The following is a 22,431-nucleotide window of genomic DNA, read 5'->3' on the forward strand; positions in this document are numbered from 1 at the left end:
GGCACTCGAAAATCCGAACGCTCTATAGAGGCCAGACGATCAGAATCGTCGGCATTGCGACCGCCACAACCAGCACCTCAAGCAGGAAGCCCATACGCCAGTAATCGCCAAACCGATATCCGCCAGGTCCAAGGATGATGGTGTTGTTTTTGTGCCCGATCGGGGTGAGAAAGGCGCAAGAGGCGGCCACTGCGACGGTCATAAGCCACGCATCCGGATTTGTGCTGGTTGCCGCAGCCATCCCCATCGCAATCGGGGCGGCGATCAGTGTAGTTGCGACATTGTTCAGGAAATCTGACAGGGTCATAGTCACAATCATCAATGCAAGAAGCGAGACCCAAGCGGGGAAGCCGTCCGTTATAGAAAGAATTTGTGAAGCGATAAGTTCTGCGCCGCCAGAATTTTCAAACGCTTCTGCAAGCGGGATAAGGCTCGCCAAAAGAACGATAACTTTCCATTCGATGGAATCGTAAACATCGCTGCCCGACACGAGTCCAATCGCGACCAAGGCAATGACCGCGGCCGCAAGGGCAACCGGAAGCGCAACCCAACCCAAAACGGCGGTGCCAATTGCCGCTAAAAATATCCCAATTGAGAGGCCCGCTTTAGAGCGTTGAACGACTTGGGTCTTGCGCCCTTCTAGGGGAAGAACCCCCAGAAAGGCCGCCGCTGCCGCGTTTCGCTCGGGTGCGCCGAGAAGTAAAAGTACGTCCCCCGGCCTGATCGTCAACAGGCGCACCCTGTCTGTAAAACGGCGCCCATTACGCGAGACTCCTAAGAGGGTGACAGATTGGGAGTACAGGAGCTTCAATCCCCGCGCAGTGCGTCCCGCAATCCGCGCACCTTCCGGGACGATGGCCTCGGTGAGGGCCAAGCCGCCCGATGCGACGCCACCTGAGTGCTTTTCGGAGCCTGAAAACTCTAGGTCGCTTTTCCCCAGAAAGGTTTCAATAGATTTTGTTTCCCCCTCAACGACAATAAAGTCGCCAGCCCGTATTTCCTGCGAGGCCGCAAACCCAGGCAAGCGTTTCCCGCGCCGCACCAACCCCAGAATATTCAAATCGTGTTCTTCCGCGAGCGGGTACAGGTCGCCGACACTAGACGTGGTTTCCATGGATTTGTCGCCGACGCGCAGTTCGGCGATGTAGCGGCCCTTGGCGAACTCGCCTTCTTGTTCAAAAGCCCCTTCGCGTTTGGGCAGCAACCGCCACCCGATGAGGGAAACAAAGGCAATCCCCGCGATGGCGACCGTCAGGCCGACAGGGGCAAAATCAAACATCCCAAACGGCGCGCCAAGCACGTCCTCGCGGTAAGCGGCGATGACAATATTCGGCGGCGTCCCGATCAGGGTTATCATTCCTCCAAGAATAGTCGCAAAAGATAGGGGCATCAGCGACTTACTGACCGTACGTTTTGCCTTGGCGGCGGCGTCGATGTCGAGCGGCATCAACAGCGCCAGCGCGGCCACATTGTTAATAACCGCCGACAAACCAGCGCCGACGACTGCCATAACTGCGATATGCAGCGGTAGGGGGCGTTCGGAGTCCAAAACGCGTTCTGCAAGTTTTTCGATGGCGCCCGACCCAACAAGGCCGCGTGACACAATTAGGACTAAGGCAATGATGGCGACGGCCGAATGACCGAAGCCGGAAAAGACATCCTCGGTCGGCACCAGCCCCAAAATGGCGGCGAGCACGAGGGCTCCGAATGCGACGAGGTCATAGCGGATACGCCCCCAGACAAGCAGCACAAAAAGGACAGCGAAAATCGCAATAATCAGGGTCTGGTCAGATGGCATTAGGCAATACTTCTCTCTGTTGAGCGCTTGATGATAGTCTTACCATCAATTGCCACAATGCAAAGCGCTACCATTCCTCAAAGAAGCGCGGGCCAGATCAAAGTACAACGGCAGTTGTGTCACGATGTACGCTGGATCGTCTTGTAGTTGCGCCATTTCATAGACATCAATTTGCCATTTGCCGTAAAGTGCGGTGGCATAATCGGAATCCGAGAGCAATTCCGCGATTGTGTATTCCCCTTTCGTATTGCTTCCATGAAAATATCTACCAAAAGGGGTAGGCGATTTTGCAGATGCGGCCCAGAATACAGTCGCGACCCTTGCGTGGTTTACTTCGACGCCTTGCGCCCAAGGGGGATTGATAGTGTTGCAAACACTGCAGTGCCCTCAACGCGGTTTTCCGCAGCGAATTCCTTGTACCCGCGCAAGTTCGCATAAGCTGCCTGCCCGTTGACGGTAAACGAGTAGCCGATTTGCGGGCCAATGGCCGCGCCGCTGGATTTCAGCCCGTTGTTGGCAGGTTGCGGCCCCGTATCGCCGGTTAGCTGGCCATAAACGTACCCCACAAGGCCAACTTGCCAGTTTTCATTCAGGAACCGTGATGCGGACCAATCTAGGTGTGCGTCGATTCCGTTCCGATACCCCGTGTCACTGTTTTCAAGGTTGTAAGTTACGCCTCCGACGGAGGAAAACTCGATCCCCTTTGCCGCGACCGAGTTGTTTTGAGCCAGAGGTCCCGCCGCCGTAGCTATAACCTTGGATTGGCAATGCCCATTCCGCGTCGCCGTGCTCGATGCGCCGATCGGCCGCGTTAGAATCGAACGCTTATTCCGCCCCGATGTTCAAGATGACAGATCAGTCGCACCCGCATTCGCTGCGAAGGTGAAGACCTGCGCCTGATTGTGGGCATTGCGAGACTTGACCGGGCCCCCTATGCCTGCCCCGCTCAACGGCCCGCGATGTGGCAATGATGTCTGGGTACGAAAATCCAAAGCGATTTTCGCGCGCATTCCTCCGGATGACGGGATCGAGCCCATGCGAATATCGCAGACTTCAATTCAAGGAGGTGAGGACGTAACTTGGATGAAGTGGTCGGCGTATGCGTACCGAATGTTTGCCCAGAGGTACGAAAGGAAGGGGCGTCGCCGAGCATCGTTAAAAGTTGTTCTCGTAAGCAGCCTTCAGCTCCGCGACATCAAGTTTCACCATATTTGTCCTTTAGCCAGCCGCATTGGATGGGCTCACCTCCGTTAGCAATCAATGCATCCCAAATCCTGTCAACCTCAGCTTGATCCTTGCAACTGACCGACAAGGAAACCGCGTTATTGAAGGCTTCGCTCGCCCCTCCATTCAGTGCCTGATGAGCGACCCCTGATAGGGTGAACTCGACAAGGATGACGTCCCCAGCCTTGCCCGCAGGCCAGTCGATACCCGACCGCATAATGTGGTCGATGCGTGACTCTGGAAAGACAGAGACATAGAACTCTGCCGCTTCCTGCGCCTTATTTTCGAACCAAAGGCAGGGAGATATTTTTTGCTGAGGTTCCATAATATTTCACCGTCCGAGTCCAATTAAAGGGTTTTGGCGAGTTCTTCGAGTTGTCGCGCCGCCAATGTCCAGCCTTCGTGAAAACCCATTTCCTCATGACTTTTCCGGTCTTCAGCGCTCCAGTGGCGGGCGGTAGCGGTGTAACGAGTTTTGCCAGCCCCCGCATCCTTCAGGACGATTTCGCCCGTCATGAAGGGCTTTGCCGATGGTTTCCACGCTTGGGTATACGCGTCAGTAAATACCAGCCGTTCATTGGGCACGACCTCCAGATAGACGCCAGAATTGCGCATCTCCTCGCCATTCGGTCCGCGCATGATGAAAACGCTGGAACCACCGACTCGCAAGTCGATACTCTCAACTTCTGTTGTGAACGGTTTTGGCGTGAACCACTGTTCCAGGAGCACGGCTTCCGTCCAGCAACGCCAGATATTTTCGCGGGGTGCATCAAGGGTCAGTTCAAGGACAAGATCGTGATTGTTTTTGGAGTCACTCATAACGCTCAACCTTTGCGCTCACCGACAAACATGATCTTCGCGCCCTGCGGATCGTCAATCTGAATCAGCCAACCACTGTCGTCTGGTAACTCATTAGGCCCCATTCGAACGGTGCCGCCCGCTTTCTCCACCGTCTCTTTGGTTGCGTCGATATCGGTGACTTGCATCGCGAAATTCCAGAACGGCTGGGTGCCTTTTTCTGGCGCGTCCATGACGCCACCGATCATTGCGCCATCATGCATTATGAAAGTGTACTCCCCCGCAGGCCCCATCTGCATCGCGCCGCCATTTCCCAGCCAAACAGTTTGCTGTAGAAACCGAGCGCGGCCTTTTGGTCGGAGGTTACCAGTTCGTTCCAGCAGAAATGGCCAGGCTTCATCGGTGTGAAGGCGGCACTATCTTCCTCGCTGGTGCCACGCATCAGATAGAAATGCGCACCCTGTGGATCGGTACAAAAGGCAAAACGCCCAACGCCGGGAATATCGGTTGGTTCGATATTGATACCCCCGCCAAGCGACTTTACCTTGACTGCCGAGGCATCGACATCTTCGACCCCGACATACATAAACCACATATTCGGCATGCCCTGCGCGGGGACGGGAGTTCGCATCACCCCGGCAACGGTTTCCTTCCTGGCAGAGGCGACACTGTAGTCCATCTCTTGTCCGCCCGGCATTTTTTCGAACGTCCAATCCATGACGCTTTCGTAAAATGACTGCGCCGCATTGGGGTCCTGCGTTTTCAGTTCATACCAGATAGGGGTGCCTTCACGATTGGTCATTGGTCTGTCTCCTTTGTACTAGTGAACGTTTGCAGAGTTGTTCGATTGTGCGGCGACGGGCCGCTTTAATGACGCTTATTGTTTTGCAAATGGTATCCGCCTTGGTCTCGAAAAAGTTAGTGGTCCGCGTGGCTTAATAAGCATGGGCGGGCATTGGCGCGTTCAGGACTCAATTTGGCGGACCTTACCATAGAGATAGAATACCGTAGGTTTGGTGAGTTGGTCAACAAAACCAAAATCGGCCAACAATGTCTGATGCGTTGTGAACCATTTGTCCTGCACACCGCCCTCCCACGTGGTGCCTTTTTACACCCCGAAACTGAGTGTAATCTCCATCTGGGGGACGTTATCCGAGGCGACAAATTCTCTAAGTCCCCCATTCCGCCGAGAGCCGCAACGAAACCATCGATATAGGCTCCACCTACGCTAGGGTATGGTATACGCCAAGGGAGTCATGCCGATTGTGTTCATCCTCGTCCCGAGCCAGATCGCCATAGCCCATGTCATCAACGAAGAAGAGAACGATGTCGAGCTTCTCGGACTGGCCTCGAACTTGGTGCGTTTCGCGTCTGAAATTTTGTTCTGCTCAGGTCTCGGAAGTGGCTGCGAAACCTGCACAAATGAGGGAGGGAATAGGGGACCACATTTTGCGTCCTTCCTAAATAGAAATCTAATTTTCAAATTCACTTTGGCGGTCTGTACCAAGTCCGAAAAATAGTCGAGAGGATTTGGGCCGAAGGGGGTTTGGAGAGCAGGGCGGAAAAATGCTTACGCTGCGGTTTAGCTGAACCAAATTGTGTCCGGTTTTCTCGCCTGTTTTCAAACCTCTTTTTTCAAAATATGCGCAATAGCCTCGAGGATAATCCCGTTGGTATTCAGGTCGGAATATCCCGCCATCGGAAGGCCGTTTTTCATGTATATTCCGGGAGAAAAACCGAAATTTTCAATGCGGGCGCGGGAGCGGACGTAATCGACCAAAGCATGGGAATATTCGTGAGGGTGAGTGGCCGCCCAGAGATACGCTGCCTTGACGCTCACGACTTCGATCGAACGTAAAAAATCGGGTTGCGTATATTGGTCGTCATCAGAAATAACCTGAACCCGCCACGGATTTGCGAAGTCGTCGATGCTATAGCCCTGATATGTAAACCATGGGGCCATATCTATGGGGCTTTCGGAAACGCAACGCATCGTGCCGGTCGTTTGATTGTCTTCAAGTTGAGCGGAAAATAACATGTCGGCAAGGTACTGGGTCTCTGGCGTGAAGCACAGCTCGACACCTTCTAGAAGCAGTGGTTCGGCACCAATGCTTCCGATTTTAGACGCGCTGAAAAGCAACTCGATCACCGCATCCGCGTCGGTTCGCCCGTCTAATGGCGCGTAAGGGCTTTGGGCGGCGATGCCAAAAGCGGCGTATCCTCTCGCTGCGTAATTGGTGCAATGCGAGATGAAGCGATCATAGGTGAGCGGTTCCGAAACATCGTGCATCCGTCCGTCGTGGATGGTCTCTTTGAGGGACCAGCTGGCGACTTTTTGTTCAATGAGATCGTTCAATGCAGGCGAAAAGGTTCTGAGCTGGTGAAAAGCATTGAGAAGGCGCCCAGTATCGCAAGTATTGAACGAAGGCGTCGGCTCTTCTTCGTAGGCCACATGAACGAAAGAGCCCGGGAGCTGCAATCCCTGAATCGTTACCGCTGGCAGCCCTTCGATTATACGCTCGGCCCAACTATTGAGCTCAGTCAGGCTCATCAGGTCAAGTTTCACTGCCGCGACCATGCCGAGGAGTTGGCTTCCGATATCCCACATCGTGGCGTAATCGAAGAACGTATTTACGTCATCAACAAGATAGGTCGTTGAAGAAATCAGGCCAGTTTCTGCGTTTGTGAACCTCTTGAAATAACGCCAAGCGAGTTTTGCATCGCGAAGGAGTAAGTCGCGATCCAACTGCTCGCTTTGGGCAAAGGCCAATTGTTCACTGTGCATTATCTCTTGGGTTTGATGATAGACTGAACTGAGCGAGTCGGCTGGCAGGATTTGATCCGCCAATGTTGCTACATCGGTTATCCAATACCCCGAATGGTGCTTTAGTCTATTGATGATGGCTATCGTCCGTTGCCGTTGCGCGGCGTTCCTATAGGATTTCTGATCAAGGACGAGGACGGTATCTTCGAGGATCCCGATTTTTGAGGCGGCCTGTGACGACGAATTCGTTTCGTCGATAAAATGTAACCTTGGCGGGTGGAGGCTTGCCTGATGATCGACACCAGCAATCAAGTCGATCTCGGGAAAGGGAACCATCGCAATCCGTGGCGGCACTCTAGGCGTGTTCTTTTGGTCAGACTCGTCGCCAAGCATGCGACAGTTTCCGAGGCTCTCGTCGCTACTTTGGCCTGCGAGCGGACAAACATCTCCGCCATCCTCTTGCCAAGATTGAGCATGCTCGCCTGCCACGGTGAAATGAAAATTATGGGCGCGAAGCCACTCAGCAAGCTCAAGCGCGGCTTCGCCGCCGGGTTCGTCCGGCTTGCCTGTGACATCCAGCCGTAGGCCAATTACAGTTTCGGGGTCAGGAGACGCGCGGACATGGTAGTCAGTTGGGGTTGTCGGGACAATCTGCCGCGCCAAGGAAAATTCGGATATTAGGGATGCAATCTTGGTCATTCGCTGGGCGGCGAGGCCACTATTTTCCGGCGTGAGACCTTCGAGAGAGAGAGCGAGTAAAGATCGCGTGTCGTCTTGAATGCTCGCGGTCAGCGCATTTTTGATTGAATCGAAGGACTCGTTTAGCCCGAAGTGCATCCCGCCAAAAATGTGCAGGACACTCTGGTCCCAGCGGCTGTCTGCAGGTTCGATCCCGGATTCGGGCAAGCTGAGAACCGTCCGAAATCCAGCAGCTCGTACGCCACCAGGTTGATACCTCCCCGACGTCCCGAAGTTTGCCACAGTCAGCACAGAACGAGTAAGTTGATGGTCCGACTGTGCGGTCACAAGCCCGTCCTCAAGAGCACGCCGCGCTTGGGTCGCCATTCGTGATTGAAAATAATATGGTCGCTCGGACAGCGTTGGCGCCTTGAGGACGATCTCAATTTGAGCCGGATAGTCGGCTATGAAACGGCGAAGATAGCCGGCCAAACTGCTATCAGGAAGAAGTGTGCCAGTGGCAATTTCTGGCGACACAATGCAACTGACAGGGATATTTGCGCTCACGAATGGCTCAAGGAGAGCGAGGAGGCTATCGGGGGGGGTGGTGGAGGTAATGCCCGTAAGAATGAGTTGAAACGATTTGTAGGGTGATTCGGCACGAGAAATAGAAGGCAGCGCAACCATAGCGGGAAGCTGAATTCCGAGCTGCAGCATTAGATTGCGGCGACTAATTTTCATCGTTCTTTGAACACCCTCTAATTATTCCAGAATAACAACACTGTGCACCATTTCGGCGATAAAAAAGGCCATTTTATTTTAAAAATACTAATTTCTTAAGTTGTTTGCAGTGATTTGCGTCAATTGCAAGGTGCCAATTTGTTTTACTTTATATTCAGGGTGAAGCTTGGCAATTGCAAAAATATTTCAATTTCTAGGCGGTGTTTTACGGGGATTAATACTTGGGGGGTGGGAAGAGTGACTGCGCATTTCAAGAGTTCTGGCTCGAAGAAAAAGGGCCCACTTGAGCGACTACCTGTATTTTCAGATCCTGCGCGTATTCGGTCGCGCAGGGTGGCCCTGTTTGCAGTTACTCTTATTTCTACGTTTCTCCTTTGGGGTGTCGCTTTGGGACTTCAAATCGCCAAAGTGGAGAATGTTGATTTTGATTTTGCACCGTTTGCCGCCCCCCTCTCGGAACCTCTGTTTAAGGTAACAGCCAAAGCCCTTACCCTCAGCGTTCAGGGGCTGGATGAAAACTTCACAGAATCCCCCTCACCACTCGGCAAAAACGCCTTGTCGAATTGCAATGGCCAGCGGGGGCGGCGCGACGCGCTCACACAAGGTTCACGCGATATCTTCGCATTTTTGCCGATTGAGCCGATCTGGTCCTATACCTCGCTTGAGGCACATTGCGCGCAGATTGACGTACTTGTACCTGCTTGGTACGAAATATCAGGGTTAGAGCGTCCCGTCTTGAATCTAGGGACGAAGTTTGAATATGGCGACCGCATTCAGAAGCTGATAAACTCTAATCGGGATGATTTTGCGTTAATGCCAAGTATATCCCTGCCCGAATTTAGCAGCATCGAAGATGTGGAAGCGCTGGTTGGCACGGCCAAGTTGCGCCAGTCCCTTGTGGATGAGGTAATCAATATTGCAGTGGCCAATGACCTCGACGGTATATGTCTTGATACGAGCGGCTTTCCCTCCGAGACGGTCGGCTATTCGGCGGATATACTACAGCGGCTCAAGGTAGGTTTCGCGGGGCTTAATCTAAAAACCTGTTCGGTCATGGATTTCGATAACGAATTTTGGATGGATACCACCCTTGTTGCCGCGTCTGACAGGGTTGTCATCACAATGATACGCGAACCTTTCGCAGGCTCCTTTCCGGCACCAATAGCACCACAGCAATGGTTTGTAGAATCGGCTGACTTCGTTGCGGAGCGTGTGCCTTCGGACAAGCTTGTTTTTGCTTTGGGAACTGGGGGATATGATTGGGAAAGTGGGCAGGTCGAACCGGTCAGGTCAGACTATACCTCCATAATCAGCCAGACAGTGTTGGATGAGGGGCAGGTGCTTTATTTTGATACCGACCTCAATAGCCAAGCTATCCGTGTTGACCGCGAGAAACGCCGCCACGTCAGCTGGTTTCTCGACGCCGCCTCTTTCCACAACCAACTTCGCGCGCTTGAGGGATATGGTCTAGCGGGTGTCGCGGTTTGGACCATTGGGCGCGAGGATCCCGGTGTCTGGGATGTCTTGGCCCTACAGAGTGAATCCTTTGCTACTCTGAAGGATCGGCTTGCAACCGTTTCCGTTGCGGACGGCGTTCGCTATTTTGGCGAAGGATCGTTTTACCATCTGTCCTCCGAAGCCGTCTTGGGGCGCCGCAGTTTTGCAGGCGATCAGGGGGATGGCCTTATCCACGCACAAGACTACGCCGTCCTGCCTATGCCAATCCTCATTGAACGCTTTGGAGAACCCAGCGGAAACCAGATCACGTTGACTTTCGATGATGGGCCCGATCCGGTTTTCACCGCGAAAGTGCTCGATGTTCTGAAAGATAAAGGGGTTAAGGCCACATTCTTCGTCGTTGGACAGAACATCGCGCTTGCTCCAAAAGTCCTCAAGCGGATCGTGCGGGAAGGGCATATCGTGGGGTCCCACTCCTTTTTCCATCCTAAGCTTGAGGAGGTTTCACCAAGTCGGGTTAGGCTTGAACTCAACAGCGTGCAACGCATTGTTGCTGGCCTCACAGGGCATCGTATGGCGCTATATCGGACGCCCTTTGGCAAAAGCCAAGGGCCAGATACGGCGGAATTCGTACAACCGATCCGTGTTGCAACATCGCTCGGCTACATTGAGATGAGTAGCGACGTGGTTACATATGATTGGACGAATAATTCAGCCGAAGACATCCGTGAACATGTCCGCGAGGGGGCCCACAGGGGAAATCGAGTGGTTATGTTACACGATGCGGGGGGAGATCGAAGCGCAACGGTCAACGCGTTGGGGCCAATGATTGATGAGATGCGGGCGGAGGGCTATGAGTTTGTCTCGGCAACGGAAATTTTGGGGCTAAAAGTTTCCGATCTTATGCCGCTAGATGACAGTTTCGAGGCCCAGTTGCATGGCATGTCGTTCAATTTTTTGACAATGGCCAAATCGGCATTCATTACGATTTTTTGGCTAACTGTCGTGCTTGGCATTTTGCGCTCCCTCACAATTTTGTTTCTGGCGCTAACTCGACGACCCATCGGTCCGAGGGATCCCGCATACGAACCTTTGGTGACGGTCGTTGTCGCAGCCTATAATGAGGCGACGGTCATTGAAGCATCCATAAAGACGATCCTTGCCTCGGATTACAGCAACCTTCAGGTTTTGGTAATTGACGATGGTTCGAAGGACAGCACGGGGAACGTTGTCCGTTCCGCGTTCAAAAAGGACCGTCGTGTTAAGGTTCACAGACAGAAAAATGGAGGGAAATGGCGGGCCCTCAACGCGGCCTACAGGTACGTATCGACCGACATAGTGGTGGCGATTGATGCCGACACAGTTCTGCGCAAGGATGCAATCAGAAAGCTCGTGGCTCGCTTCAGTGACCCAAAAGTGGGCGCGGTCGCGGGGAACGTGAAAGTCGGAAATCGGCTCAATCTTCTGACGCGTCTCCAAGCAGTAGAATATATAACTGCCCAGAATCTCGAGCGCCGCGCATTCGACAAAATCAACGGGATGCTTGTTGTGCCAGGCGCGATTGGGGCTTGGCGTGTCGCAGCGGTCAAGGAGGCAGGGGGCTATTCAGGCGACACCCTCGCAGAGGACGCTGATCTAACCGTGTCAATCCAGAGATGTGGATACAGTGTGTGCTTTGTCGAGGATGCGATTTCAGTCACAGAGGCGCCTGCTACCCTTGTGCCTTTTCTCAAACAGCGCCTTCGGTGGACTTTAGGTATGATGCAAATGGCGTGGAAACACCGTGCCTGTTATACTGAAAAGCGTACCATTGGTCTTGTGTCGTTAACGGACCTCCAGATATTTGGCGTGTTATTCGCCCTCTTTGCGCCCATCGCTGATTTGGTCCTCATCACCACTGTCGGCGTGGCCATCAAGGAGTTTCTAGCAGGCCGACCACCGCTAGATCCTAACGCCTCATACATATTGCTCGCGGGATATATCTTACTGCCATTAATGGATATTATTTTGGCCGTTACGGCTGTACGCTTGGATCGGCGGAACGACGGTTCGGAAACCTATTCGCAACTTTGGGTCATCCCGTTCCAACGGATTTTCTACCGCCAGATGCTTTATTTCACCGTGTATCGATCCGTTTTGCGCGCCCTAACTGGGCGACTCGCGAAATGGGGAACCCTCAAGCGGATGGGCACGGTTAAGTTGAGCCAATGGACCTGAGCGCGGTCAAATCAGCTGGATAGGATTTGACAGTTGTTTGAAAGTTCTCCGGCAATCACAGGGTATCCGGAGCGCGGATTGATGATAAATGTGTGAACCGCAGTAATCCGTCGCATGCATTCATCCGCAATTTCCGGACCCGCCCTGCGACCACCAACATAGATGTCGAGCCACGGCAAACCGTTACGACCCGTGTGGCAGGGACCACCCTGAGGCGTGGGCCCGTCACCACAAACATCCTCAACGATGGCGTATTTCTGAATGGACCCAATATAGAAACGCGTACCTGAAGGGAAATCGAGAGTTTGTTTGCCGCCTACAATTGAGTGACCGACAGCAATCGTGATCGGATCATTGTAGGACCCTGTGCCTCCAGCTCGTTTATGAATGACCGGTCTTGCGATCGCAGCAGAGCCGGGCGGGGTGTTGTCCCAATAACTGTAGCCGGTCAAATAGGCGTTGAAGCTTTTTTCCTGGCCATTTGCAAGTTCACTCAACGAGGCATACGAAGTGTTCGCTCGGGTAACCTGCTCGCCAATCGCAGAGCTGCCGATGAGAAGAGACAGACCACTTAAAGCGACAATTTTTTTCAGTATCTGTTTCGGCATTAGCCAAATCCTCATTCTGGTCCCGGTCTCATACCAGCATTAAGTTAGTTAATATTTAATTATACTTGGTCTTTCAGGCATTTTTGTGACAACGGAATGGCAAAAACTAGCGGCATCCGTAGAGACTATATTTAGTGGTACCGTAGATAATAGAAACTATTACTATGTCTAGAAGTTAAACCATTGCGTATAAGATTTGGCATGTTTTTGCCAAAAAGGGCACCAGATAAGGCCTATTTAGGCCGATTCATGCCAAATTCGGGCTGTTTGGGCGATATCATCACTTTTCTGGGGCAGTCATCGGGCCGGTTAGACATTGCCGGTTTGAGGCGGTTCCGGTGGTATTATGGCTTTTGGATGCGGCGAAACGCGTCTATTTCATTTTTTGCCGCATCCAATATAGCGTCTCTGACGCCATTAATCTTGCTGCAAATGTGGGGCTGGGTAATGAAGCGGTTGTGGGAGAGCAGCCGAGTGCAAAGGGGGCATTTAAAAGTGGGCTGCGACATGGCTTTCCTTGAGCCGCTCGAAATCAGTGCAAGATTAACGGCTACGTCATGGTCCTTGAAGAGACAGTTTGCATCCTCCCCGTACCGGCCACCAGTATTATGCAAATTTTGATGGCGGAGCCGTCTCCCTCAAGCAAAACATCGGCGTCAAAATCTGCCAGAAGTAAGGGCTCAAAAACCGCTGGGTCGCCCGTGAGTTGGCTCATGAAATACCGTCTCAAGTAACCGCGCTGAGGGTGTACGGAAAACAAACGGCACTCTTGTCGTTCTGGTAGGTCCATCGTGGATTATTGGACATCAAACGCTTCTGCTCCGCTGTCGCGCTCATGGCCGATGGTGTCAATGTAGTGAATAATCGACCTCCCAAAAGCAAAGAGCCAGTGGCAGGGAATATGATTGATCGTCTTGGGGGGGCACGTTCCTCAAGTTGATCAAACACTTGGAGGAAAAACACTCCTGAACTCAACAAATCAGGGCGCAAATGGTGATGTGGTTCGTGCGCGTGTTGGCTCCATTCCGTTGCGCACTATTTAGCATTTGCATCGGTGTCGTATAACTGGACAATTGCGAAAAATGGGGTGCTAGGGTTTTTATTAGGAAGCCATAACCTTTTTCTTTGCACCGTTTGATCTAGGCCCTAATCGGATTGTCCTGATAATTGATGTCTTTATGGAAGATCATCGCGAAACTAGTGTCGACCTGAAGGTATGGCATAGCATTGAAATCCGATTGGGACGTTCACACATATTTTCTAGAAGGAAAATTAGGTTCAATTCTTGAAAAGTTTGCGCCGCCTCCGCAGTCCTGACTATAGAGGCGGATTACTTCTTTGGGGCCGTTCTGGGCGGGCTCCATTTGCTGAGATTTGACTAACGCCAATCAATTATAAAGTTCCCCCCAATCCGATCAAAGATTGGGGGAAAGTGGTATGCGGCCTCGCTTGAGATATGATTAACCTAATTTGAGAGCGCCACTAGATCTTTATAATCGACATTGTTCGCACCAAGGGCAGGCGCGCCTTTTGCCGATTTGATCTGAGCGCCATCGATCCGGATGGGGCAAACAGTTGTGCGGGCTTCTGCGCCGGAGTCTGAACGAATGGTTTGGATTTGGTTCAGGGCTTTGAAGCCGTCCGAGGCGACGAAGCTGGGCCAATCCAGAACCGGAGCGCACCAAACTCCCGCCGGCTCAAGAATATCCAGCCAATGCTGTGTTGGTTCGGTCGCAAACACGCCCGCGACGATTGCTTTGATTTCATCGAGATGGGTAAACGCCTGATCTTGGGAGTAGGTTGCGATCTGGGGGGTATTCAAGAGTTCTGCAACGCGCGCCAGAGGGGCCATTGCGCAGGCCATATATCCATCAGTGGTTTTGTACATGCCGTAGGGCGCGGGCTGATAGGGGTTGGCGTTGCCGATTTTGTGCCGAGTGGGTTGTTTTTCATCATCGTTGAGAAAACAGGTGAATTGTTCAAACGTCATATCGATAGCTGCTGATAGAAGATCGACTTCCACAAAGCCGCCATTTCCCGTTACCCCGCGCCGTACGAGGCAGGCCAAAATGCCTTGCACCAAATTGCCTGCGGTCGCGACGTCCAGCATGGCAAATCCTGTGGGCACGGGGCCGTCCTCGGCATTGCCATTAAGCCAAGCGATGCCTGACAGAGACTGTACCAGCAGGTCTTGGCCGGGCTTGTCTCGCCACGGGCCAGATGTTCCGTACCCCGAAACCGCACCATAAATAATCCGAGGATTTAGGGCGCGCACGGCGTCATACCCCAAGCCGATGCGGTCCATCACACCGGGTCTGAAGTTATGGATCATAACGTCCGCTGTTTTGATCAGGTGGCGCACGGACTCGAGATCTTCGGCAACTTTAAGGTCAGCGGCGACGCTTTTCTTGCCACGATTGAACGTGTGAAACACTAGACTTTCCCCATCGAGACGCTGGTCATTGACCACCATTGAGCGGCAAAGATCGCCGCCTTGTGGCCGTTCAATCTTAATCACCTCGGCGCCTAAATCGCATAACCGTAGGGCCGCAACAGGACCAGCAAGGAATTGTGAAAAATCCAGAACGCGAAGTCCGTTCAGAGGAAGTGTGGAGGGGGCGTCCGGCATGTGTCTTTGTTCCTTTATGGTGTGAGTGCTGCTTCAAATGGGCTGGTGTCGAGGCGAAATCCGAGGGTTTTAGACAATTCGAGAGCGGCCAACCTGATGGATGCGAGGGTTTGTTCGGCAGTCGACGCCGCATTGTTTTGGCCGATAAAGCCCGAGGTTATCGCCGCTGCGACGCCCCTTGTATCAAAGACGGGGACACAGAGGTTACGCACGCCTAGGATCATGGTGCTGCTGGTGTCTTCGAACCCGTTTTGGCGGATTGTTGCCAAACGCGCCTTGAGGTCTGCTCGATCTTCCGGCGATCTGCGGGCCAGATACCGTTCTTGTACTTCGTCGGTCGAAAACGCGAGGATCACGTGGCCAGAACTCGTTTGATCAACCGGAAACAGGGCGCCTGTACGTACGGCATACCCCGCTGGAAGCGGGCTTTGAACCGAGGCTAAAACAAGGACATTCGTGCGATTGAGTACGCCAATATGGCAGGATTGACGGTTGGTGGCGGCGATACGTTCGAGCATCGGCAGCGCGGCTTTGACCAAACGCTCAGTAGGGTCGTGGGTGTGGGACAATTCAAACAGCTTTAGAGTCAACTCATAGCGACTTGTGTCAATATTTTGCCGCAGGTACTGCCGCTCGGCGAGGTACACTACCACGCGGTAAATTTCGCCCATGGTGCGATCCAGCGCGTCGACAATCTCGTTCATTGTCAGCCCGTCTGGGGATTTGGCCATAAGTTCAAGCACGTCCAGCGCTTTTTCAACTGCGGGAACGGCTGTTTTGGCTTTCTTACTTTCCGGTGAATCAAGGGCGTCTTGTTTTGTCATGTGGGGGCTCCATCCGTTGAAGCCTTGAGTTTAGCCTGTTCTACCTTGGCAAAACAGAGTGACATGAGTTCGTTTTCATTTCTTAGACCTTGGGCCACAGATAGATCCATTGCGCCACGGACCGCCGCCTTGACCGCTTGGGTCGCAACGGTTGAATTTCCTGCGATTTGGGTGGCGATTTCGCGTGCTTTGGTAACTTCGTCGCCGCTCTCGACAAGCCATTCAACCATGCCGATTTTTTGCGCTTCGTCGGCGTCAAAACGGTCGCCCGTGAGAAGGTAGCGCATGGCCTGACCATAACCGCACAAACGGGTGAGATGTTGTGCAGCACCTCCAGCGCCATTCCAGCCCAGTTGTACTTCGGGGGCCGAGAAGACGGACGAGCGCGCGACAACACGCAAATCACAGGCCAGCGCAATCTCAAGCCCGCCGCCAAGTGCCCAGCCTTTGACCGCTGCAATCGTCGGTTTGCGCAGGGCAAGGATCGGTGGAATATAATCGAACCGATTGCGCCATGCCCAGAAGTCTTCATAGCCCTCCAACGCTTTGATGTCGGAACCCGCGCAAAACGCGCGCTCCCCGGCCCCCCTGAAAATAACCACGTGGATTTGCGCAGTTTCGTCCGCCTCTGTGCAACAGGTCGCGATCTGGCGATACATCTCAGGTGTCAAAGAGTTGTGCTTTGCAGGCCGATCCAGAATGATCTCGCCAACATTGCCCTTGATTTCAAGCCGCACGAGGCCATTGGATGCGTCTGTCATGTCGTACCTCAGTTGAATTTTAGATCAGGAAGCCACAGCGAGAGTTGTGGCACGAAGGTCAGTACCAACAACATGCCGAACAGCACGATGTAAAATGGCACCGAGGCCTTAATGAAATCGGCGATAGAGACGCCCGTGATGGCACAGGTGGTAAACATCAAGGTGCCAAGTGGCGGCGTGATCCCTGCGACCGTAAGATTGAAAACCATCACAATCCCGAAATGCACGGGATCAATGCCAACTTTCATAATAACGGGCACAAGGATCGGTGTGAGAAGGATGATTGTCGCCGAACCTTCAATGAACATGCCCGCAATTATGAGCAGTAAATTGATCGCCAACAGGAGCAGCAGTGGATTATCCGTCATCGCGAGCATGGCGTTGGCCACGGCGGCGGGAATACGTTCCCACGTCATGTAAAATCCAAAGGCGTTTGCCGCGCAGATGATGAACAGAATAACAGCGGTTGCCTGCATCGTTTGTTCAAGGATTGGCCTGATATGGGTGAATTTCAACTCGCCATAAACCACGCCGATAATTGCCGCGAACATTGCCGCCATCGCGCCCGCTTCCGTTGGCGTGAAAAAGCCAAATCGGATGCCGCCAACGATGCCAATAGGCACCAAAAGCGCAAGGAAGGCCCCCGCAAAAGCACGGCCACGGTCAATCCACGGCATCGGGCGATCAAGCGAGGGTTGAAGGCCAAGGCGACGGGATTGTATCGCAACCGCGCCCATCATTGCGGCACAGATCACGATGCCCGGAAGGATGCCCGCAAGGAAAAGCCGCCCGATGGAGACATCCCCCATGAACCCGTACAGAACCAAGCCAATACCGGGCGGAATAATCACAGAAATGATGGAAGAGGAGGCCGTAACCGCCGAGGAAAATGCGGGGTCATAGCCGCGTTTTGTCATCTCGGGGACGAGCACTTTGGATTGCATGGCGGCATCAGCATTGGCCGAGCCGGAAACCCCACCGAGCAGGGTCGATAACAACACATTTACCTGTGCCAAGCCGCCCTTCCAATGGCCGGTCATCGCCTCTGCGAAGGTCATCATCCGCGAGGTAATGCCCGCATAATTCATCACAACACCCGTCATAACAAAAAGCGGCACCGCCAGAAGCGGGAAGGAATGGGTGACGGCAACAATACGTTGTATGAAAATTTCGGGTGGCATTGCGCCAGAAATCAAAAAGAAAGACAGGCCGGCAATGGCGATTGCAAACGCCACAGGAATGCCAATTGCGATCCCGAACAGAAGAATAAAAACGGGGGACAATGTCATAGGACTTCCTCCAATGGGGCGTTCTCAGGGGGGGGCAAAAAACCCGAGAGGCGGAGCATCGAAGTCGCGGTCATGCTGGCGAAGCAAATGACGGTCGCGAGGTACACCATGCTGAACGGGATATTGAGAACAGGTGAGGGGCGGCTTGCACCATTTAGCATCATCAGAAAGCTCAGATATGTGACGTAGACCAAAAAGCCCAAAACGATAAAGTCACCCGCCTTTAGCAGGATTTTTTGAAGGGCATCTGGAAGGATGTCGATAAAGAGGGTGACGCGAATATGCTTGCCTTCCCTAAACGCGGTCATCGCGCCAATGAAGACAACCCACGTAAAGAGGATGCCCGAAAGTTCGGTTGTCCAGACGGCGGGGCGCTCTGTGATATAGCGCGTCATCACACCCCACAAGACTGTCATGGCAAGAAGCGCGAGAGCTGAAAGCGAGATCAGGTTTTCTATTCTGCGGATCCAAAGGCCGAATGAACGCATGGCAACTTCTCCCATTAAATCGCTCGGCCTAGGATTGGCCGAGCGCGTTTTGTTTGATTAATTGTCTAGAATTGAGCGGACCTGCACGTAAAGTCCGTCAGACCAATCAGGGAATTTGGTATAGACGTCAGCGGTTGCTTCTTGGAAGGCCGCCACGTCGACATCACGGTTAAACGTAACCCCTTCGGCTTCCAATTTGGCGATCCACTCTTCTTCGCTGCTCAACATCAGGTCGGTCATGAAACCGCCAGCGTTTATGGCTTCCTCATTGATGATGGTCTGAATGTCTTCTGGTAAGGCGACAAAGAGATCGGCGTTCATCATCAGGCCTGTAAAGCCTTTGAAATGGCCCGTAAGCGATATGACGTTTTTCGTTTCGTACAGTTTTGACCCATAGATCGATGGCAGCGGTGCCTCGGCGCCATCCACAACGCCTGCGGACAATGCGGAATAGACCTCGCCCCAAGCAACCTGTGTTGGACGTGCGCCCATGGCATTGAAGGTTTCAACCCACATGATGTTTGGCGGCGTGCGGAACGTCATGCCCGCGGTGTCGGTGGGGGAACTGATGGCTTTGTCCGAAAGCATGTGGCGCGAACCAAACAACCAATTCAGCGAAAGAAGCTCAAGATCAGACTCGTCCCGCAGGCGGTTTTTCATACCTGTATAGAGTTCAGAGTCGATAATTTTTTGGAAGTCGCGTGGATCTTCCATCAGGTAAGGCCCGCCCAGAACGCCAAAATCAGCGACGAAATCACTGAGGTATCCGGGGTCTGACATGGTGATGATTGGGGCGCCTGCACGCACTTGCTCAAACACTTCGGGGTTGGACCCTAACTGTGCATTTGCGAAAATCTGAATGGCAACGCGACCGTCGGTGCGCTCTTGGACGTTATTGGCGAACTGTTCCAAGGCTTGCTGGAGCGGCTCTTTATCCGAGGTCACGTGGGCGAGGCGGAATGTGTATTCCTGAGCGGATGCGGCTATCGGGCTCACGGCAATGAGCGCTGCGGCGATGAGTTGGCCCGCGCGGCCAATGTGAAATGACATGAATGAATTCCTCCGTTTTGTGTGCGCCCCGTGGGGCCTTTTAAGCTGGATTCTCCAACTTTTCTCCTCTTGGGTATTTGGCTAACACAGCTATTTGCAAATATCAAAGTAATTTTTATACTTGCAAATAGAATTGCAAATGAAGCAAGTTGGAAAAAAATTGAAAGACGCAAAACATGATTCTTAAAGGCATGACATGGGACCACCCCCGCGGATACGACCCCGTCGTTGCGGCATCCGAAGCCTATTTTCACAAGGCGGGTATCAAGGTTGAATGGGATAAGCGCTCCCTTCAGGCCTTCGCGGATGTGCCGATTCATACGCTGGCCGAAACCTATGACTTTGTGGTTCTTGATCATCCCCATGTCGGGCAGATCTCTGAGACGGGTGCGCTTTTGCCGCTTCCCGCACCTACAGATGCCAGCGCGTCCTTGGGCGGATCCGCCGAAAGCTACCTTTGGAGGGGACAATGTTGGGCCTATGCGCTGGACACCGCGTGCCAAATGGCGGCCCACCGTCCGGATTTGAACACGCCATTGCCCACGACATGGGAGCAGTTTTTAGGGGATGACGCCAAACAGTTTCGCGCCGTGACCCCGCTTTTGCCTGTCGATGCGTTCGACATGTTTATGACCCTCGTCGCGGGGCGCGGCGGCGAGAAAATGCCCCTAGATCCGACGCAATTTGTCTCCGAAAGTAACGGCCTGTTTGCTCTCAATATCTTGCGCGCGCTCTATCGTCTTGGGCCGGACGAACAGGTGGACATGAACCCGATACATGTGTTGGAACTCTTGTCTGGAACCGATGAATTTGCCTGCTCTCCGTGCCTTTTCGGCTATGTAAACTACGCCCGTTCAGGCTTTCGAAAACACAGGGTCGCGTATTTTGATATGCCCCTGTGCGAGGGGTTCTCCCAACCTCGCGCGATCCTCGGCGGTGCTGGAATTGGCATCTCTGCCAAAACCGCGCACCCTGAGGAAGCGATCAAATTCGCTCACTGGATCACCTCGCAACCGATCCAGTCGGGGGTCTATTTGGACAATAATGGCCAGCCCGCCAATCGGCACACATGGCTGGAACAACAGAATGATCCCGAGGCCTCTGGGTTTTTCAAAGGGGGGTTCCACACCATCGATACAGCATGGACCCGCCCTCGAGAGCCGTGGTTCCTTGAGTATGTCGATGCCGTTTGTGCGGTCATGCCGGATTTCTTCCGCAAAGACATACCCGCTGAGCGCTTCCTCGCGACGCTCAACACACTTTATCGCCATCACAATAAGGAAAATTGATCTATGCCGATCGCAGTTATTACGGGTGGAAACAAAGGGCTGGGCTTGTTCCAATCCAAACGGTTTCTTGACGCGGGTTTTAAGGTAAATGTCGTGGCCCGCAGCCGCGCAGACTTTGACACATTGGGCGCAAATGCCGTTTTCCACGAGCGCGACATCGCCAAAGATCGCGCGGCGGATTGGCTTGCCGATATCTATGCCGCCAATGGCCCAATTGATGCGCTCATTAATAACGCCGGTGTGCATCTGAAAAAACCGATCTGGGACGTCGCCCCAGAGGAGTTGGACCACGTTCTCGACATCAATGTACGTGCCATGTTTGCTGCTTGCGGGCGCTATGTGGCGCTGCACCGCGAGACGGGGGGAGCTATTGTGAATGTAGCCTCGATGGGGGCGATCATGGCGCTGCCTTCTGCTGCGGCCTATGTCACCGCGAAAACCGCCGTGGTTGGGCTGACGCGCTCGGTCGCGGTGGATGCCGCGCAATTCGGAATTCGCTGCAATGCCGTTAGTCCCGGTTTCATAGACACAGATATGACCCGCGCTATCCTCGCCAAAGACCCCGCGCGCCGCGACAAAATCGAGGGCCGTATCCCGACCCATAAATTTGGCACACCAGAAGACGTCGCCAACAGCATTTTTTACCTCGCCTCCGATCAGGCAGTTTACGTCAATGGCGTAAACCTCCCTGTGGATGGTGGCTATGCCATCGGCTTTTAAAGGACACACCCCATGTCACACTTCGAAACAAAATTAACTGCGGCCCACGCCGTTTCCGTGTCCGTGCAACCCGAGGAGCAGAGTATTCCCGACGGTTACGCGCGCCTGCAATTGGCTGTGGCGAGTCTGTGTGGGACCGATTTGCACTATTATTCGCAATTCGCCAATGCGGGTTTTGTCCTGCAAAACCCCGTGACCCTCGGGCATGAAGCTTGCGCCTATGTGGTCGATCCAAACGGCTCGAACCTCAAGGTTGGGCAATTGGTTGCCCTCAACCCGATCATGAATTGCCAAGAATGCGCGCCCTGTAACCGCGGCGAAGAAAACCTCTGCACCGCCAAAAAATTCCCCGGATCCGCGACAGCGGTTCCCCATCTTGATGGCTTTTTTCGCGACGTGATTGACCATCCCGCGCGGTGTTGTCGCCCTGTGGCGGATCACGTTAATCCACGTCACTTGACCTTTGCCGAACCTATGGCCTGTGCGTTGCATGCGCTCAACAAAGGCGGCGTGGCTGCGGGGCAAAAGGTCTTGGTGACAGGCTGCGGCCCCATGGGCTTGCTGGCGATTGCGGGGGCGGCCGCGCGTGGCGCAGACGTCACGGCGTTGGATTTGCGTGCCAAGGCGGTAGAGGTCGCGGTGAAAGCAGGTGCGCAGACTGGACTGGTCAGCGGCAAGTTTGACGAAAGCGATCTCGAGAAAAAATTCGATGTGGTTATCGAAGCCAGCGGGGCAATTCCGGCCTTCAATACGGCGCTCAAGGCAATCCGCCAAAAGGGCCGCATTTCCATTCTCAGTAATATTCAACTGCGCGACGCACGGGTCATGCTGCACCTGATCATGCTCAAAGAAATCGAAGTCGCAGGGTCGTTTCAATTCAACCGCGAATTCGAAGAAGCTGTTCAACTAATTGAATCTGGCGCGGTGGATTTTGAGGCTTTGACGGCTCATGCCTTCCCTTTGGATCAAACGGGCGAGGCCTTAGAAATGATGGCCGGAGGGAAAGCCTTTGGTAAAATTATCATCCTCGGTAGTGTTTTAGTACGATGATAAGGTTAATAATTGGACAGTATTGACATTTATGTTGAAGATATT

At 53.3% G+C, this 22,431-nt stretch carries 19 protein-coding genes; 5 read left to right on the forward strand and 14 right to left on the reverse strand.

All coding sequences use genetic code 11. The features are described from left to right. Nucleotides 1–22: 22 nt before the first annotated feature. Nucleotides 23–1,798 (reverse strand): SLC13 family permease, encoded by a 1,776-nt coding sequence (locus AB9F27_RS03115; RefSeq protein WP_335585071.1) that lies wholly within the window; start codon nucleotides 1,796–1,798, stop codon nucleotides 23–25. Between the two features lie 329 nt (nucleotides 1,799–2,127). Continuing rightward, nucleotides 2,128–2,616, reverse strand: a complete 489-nt coding sequence (locus AB9F27_RS03120) for a transporter (protein WP_335585146.1) — start codon at nucleotides 2,614–2,616, stop codon at nucleotides 2,128–2,130. A gap of 143 nt (nucleotides 2,617–2,759) precedes the next feature. Here AB9F27_RS03120 and AB9F27_RS03125 point away from each other — a divergent pair, with 143 nt between their 5' ends. Continuing rightward, the gene (locus tag AB9F27_RS03125) at nucleotides 2,760–2,876 is read left to right on the forward strand and encodes a hypothetical protein (protein WP_369757517.1); all 117 of its coding nucleotides are present in this window, start codon (nucleotides 2,760–2,762) and stop codon (nucleotides 2,874–2,876) included. A 117-nt stretch (nucleotides 2,877–2,993) separates the two neighbouring features. Here AB9F27_RS03125 and AB9F27_RS03130 read toward each other — a convergent pair whose 3' ends face one another. The 5 genes from AB9F27_RS03130 to AB9F27_RS03150 form a co-directional block, all read right to left on the reverse strand. Further along, nucleotides 2,994–3,347: a VOC family protein gene (locus AB9F27_RS03130; protein ID WP_335585072.1), complete on the reverse strand. Its 354-nt coding sequence runs from the start codon at nucleotides 3,345–3,347 to the stop codon at nucleotides 2,994–2,996. A 23-nt stretch (nucleotides 3,348–3,370) separates the two neighbouring features. Continuing rightward, the gene (locus AB9F27_RS03135; RefSeq protein WP_335585073.1) at nucleotides 3,371–3,841 is read right to left on the reverse strand and encodes an SRPBCC family protein; all 471 of its coding nucleotides are present in this window, start codon (nucleotides 3,839–3,841) and stop codon (nucleotides 3,371–3,373) included. A 5-nt stretch (nucleotides 3,842–3,846) separates the two neighbouring features. Beyond that, nucleotides 3,847–4,083, reverse strand: a complete 237-nt coding sequence (locus AB9F27_RS03140; protein WP_335585074.1) for a VOC family protein — start codon at nucleotides 4,081–4,083, stop codon at nucleotides 3,847–3,849. Then, nucleotides 4,083–4,622, reverse strand: a complete 540-nt coding sequence (locus AB9F27_RS03145) for a VOC family protein (RefSeq protein WP_335585075.1) — start codon at nucleotides 4,620–4,622, stop codon at nucleotides 4,083–4,085. The genes AB9F27_RS03140 and AB9F27_RS03145 overlap by 1 nt, the downstream gene beginning before the upstream one ends. 819 nt (nucleotides 4,623–5,441) lie before the next feature. After that, complete coding sequence (locus AB9F27_RS03150) at nucleotides 5,442–8,003, reverse strand: DUF3131 domain-containing protein (protein WP_335585076.1); 2,562 nt, start codon at nucleotides 8,001–8,003, stop codon at nucleotides 5,442–5,444. 237 nt (nucleotides 8,004–8,240) lie between these two features. On the opposite strand from AB9F27_RS03150, the gene AB9F27_RS03155 reads away from it, so the two are divergent. Then, nucleotides 8,241–11,678 (forward strand): glycosyltransferase, encoded by a 3,438-nt coding sequence (locus AB9F27_RS03155; protein WP_335585077.1) that lies wholly within the window; start codon nucleotides 8,241–8,243, stop codon nucleotides 11,676–11,678. 11 nt (nucleotides 11,679–11,689) lie between these two features. Here the strand turns inward: AB9F27_RS03155 and AB9F27_RS03160 are convergent, their stop codons facing one another. The 7 genes from AB9F27_RS03160 to AB9F27_RS03190 all read right to left on the reverse strand — a co-directional run bounded on the left by AB9F27_RS03160 (nucleotide 11,690) and on the right by AB9F27_RS03190 (nucleotide 19,327). Beyond that, complete coding sequence (locus AB9F27_RS03160; protein WP_335585078.1) at nucleotides 11,690–12,286, reverse strand: hypothetical protein; 597 nt, start codon at nucleotides 12,284–12,286, stop codon at nucleotides 11,690–11,692. A 1,465-nt stretch (nucleotides 12,287–13,751) separates the two neighbouring features. Next, a complete protein-coding gene (locus AB9F27_RS03165; RefSeq protein ID WP_369757518.1) occupies nucleotides 13,752–14,915 on the reverse strand; it encodes a CaiB/BaiF CoA transferase family protein in 1,164 nt (387 codons plus the stop codon). 14 nt (nucleotides 14,916–14,929) lie between these two features. Beyond that, nucleotides 14,930–15,739, reverse strand: coding sequence for an IclR family transcriptional regulator (locus tag AB9F27_RS03170; RefSeq protein ID WP_369757519.1), 810 nt, complete (start codon nucleotides 15,737–15,739; stop codon nucleotides 14,930–14,932). Beyond that, nucleotides 15,736–16,500: an enoyl-CoA hydratase/isomerase family protein gene (locus tag AB9F27_RS03175; protein ID WP_369757520.1), complete on the reverse strand. Its 765-nt coding sequence runs from the start codon at nucleotides 16,498–16,500 to the stop codon at nucleotides 15,736–15,738. Before AB9F27_RS03175 ends, AB9F27_RS03170 begins: the two co-directional genes overlap by 4 nt. 8 nt (nucleotides 16,501–16,508) lie before the next feature. Then, complete coding sequence (locus AB9F27_RS03180) at nucleotides 16,509–17,789, reverse strand: TRAP transporter large permease (RefSeq protein WP_369757521.1); 1,281 nt, start codon at nucleotides 17,787–17,789, stop codon at nucleotides 16,509–16,511. After that, nucleotides 17,786–18,277: a TRAP transporter small permease gene (locus tag AB9F27_RS03185; protein ID WP_369757522.1), complete on the reverse strand. Its 492-nt coding sequence runs from the start codon at nucleotides 18,275–18,277 to the stop codon at nucleotides 17,786–17,788. The genes AB9F27_RS03180 and AB9F27_RS03185 overlap by 4 nt, the downstream gene beginning before the upstream one ends. A gap of 57 nt (nucleotides 18,278–18,334) precedes the next feature. Further along, the gene (locus AB9F27_RS03190) at nucleotides 18,335–19,327 is read right to left on the reverse strand and encodes a C4-dicarboxylate TRAP transporter substrate-binding protein (protein WP_369757523.1); all 993 of its coding nucleotides are present in this window, start codon (nucleotides 19,325–19,327) and stop codon (nucleotides 18,335–18,337) included. Nucleotides 19,328–19,503: 176 nt separating this feature from the next. Here AB9F27_RS03190 and AB9F27_RS03195 point away from each other — a divergent pair, with 176 nt between their 5' ends. Genes AB9F27_RS03195 through AB9F27_RS03205 form a run of 3 tightly spaced genes read left to right on the forward strand, consistent with a single transcriptional unit; the run spans nucleotide 19,504 to nucleotide 22,386 of the window. Continuing rightward, nucleotides 19,504–20,616, forward strand: a complete 1,113-nt coding sequence (locus tag AB9F27_RS03195; protein WP_369757524.1) for an extracellular solute-binding protein — start codon at nucleotides 19,504–19,506, stop codon at nucleotides 20,614–20,616. 3 nt (nucleotides 20,617–20,619) lie between these two features. Beyond that, complete coding sequence (locus AB9F27_RS03200; RefSeq protein WP_369757525.1) at nucleotides 20,620–21,336, forward strand: SDR family NAD(P)-dependent oxidoreductase; 717 nt, start codon at nucleotides 20,620–20,622, stop codon at nucleotides 21,334–21,336. Between the two features lie 12 nt (nucleotides 21,337–21,348). Then, nucleotides 21,349–22,386: a zinc-binding dehydrogenase gene (locus tag AB9F27_RS03205; RefSeq protein ID WP_369757526.1), complete on the forward strand. Its 1,038-nt coding sequence runs from the start codon at nucleotides 21,349–21,351 to the stop codon at nucleotides 22,384–22,386. Nucleotides 22,387–22,431 lie beyond the last annotated feature (45 nt).

This window comes from Falsihalocynthiibacter sp. CO-5D18, assembly GCF_041205445.1.
Lineage (GTDB): Bacteria > Pseudomonadota > Alphaproteobacteria > Rhodobacterales > Rhodobacteraceae > Falsihalocynthiibacter > Falsihalocynthiibacter arcticus.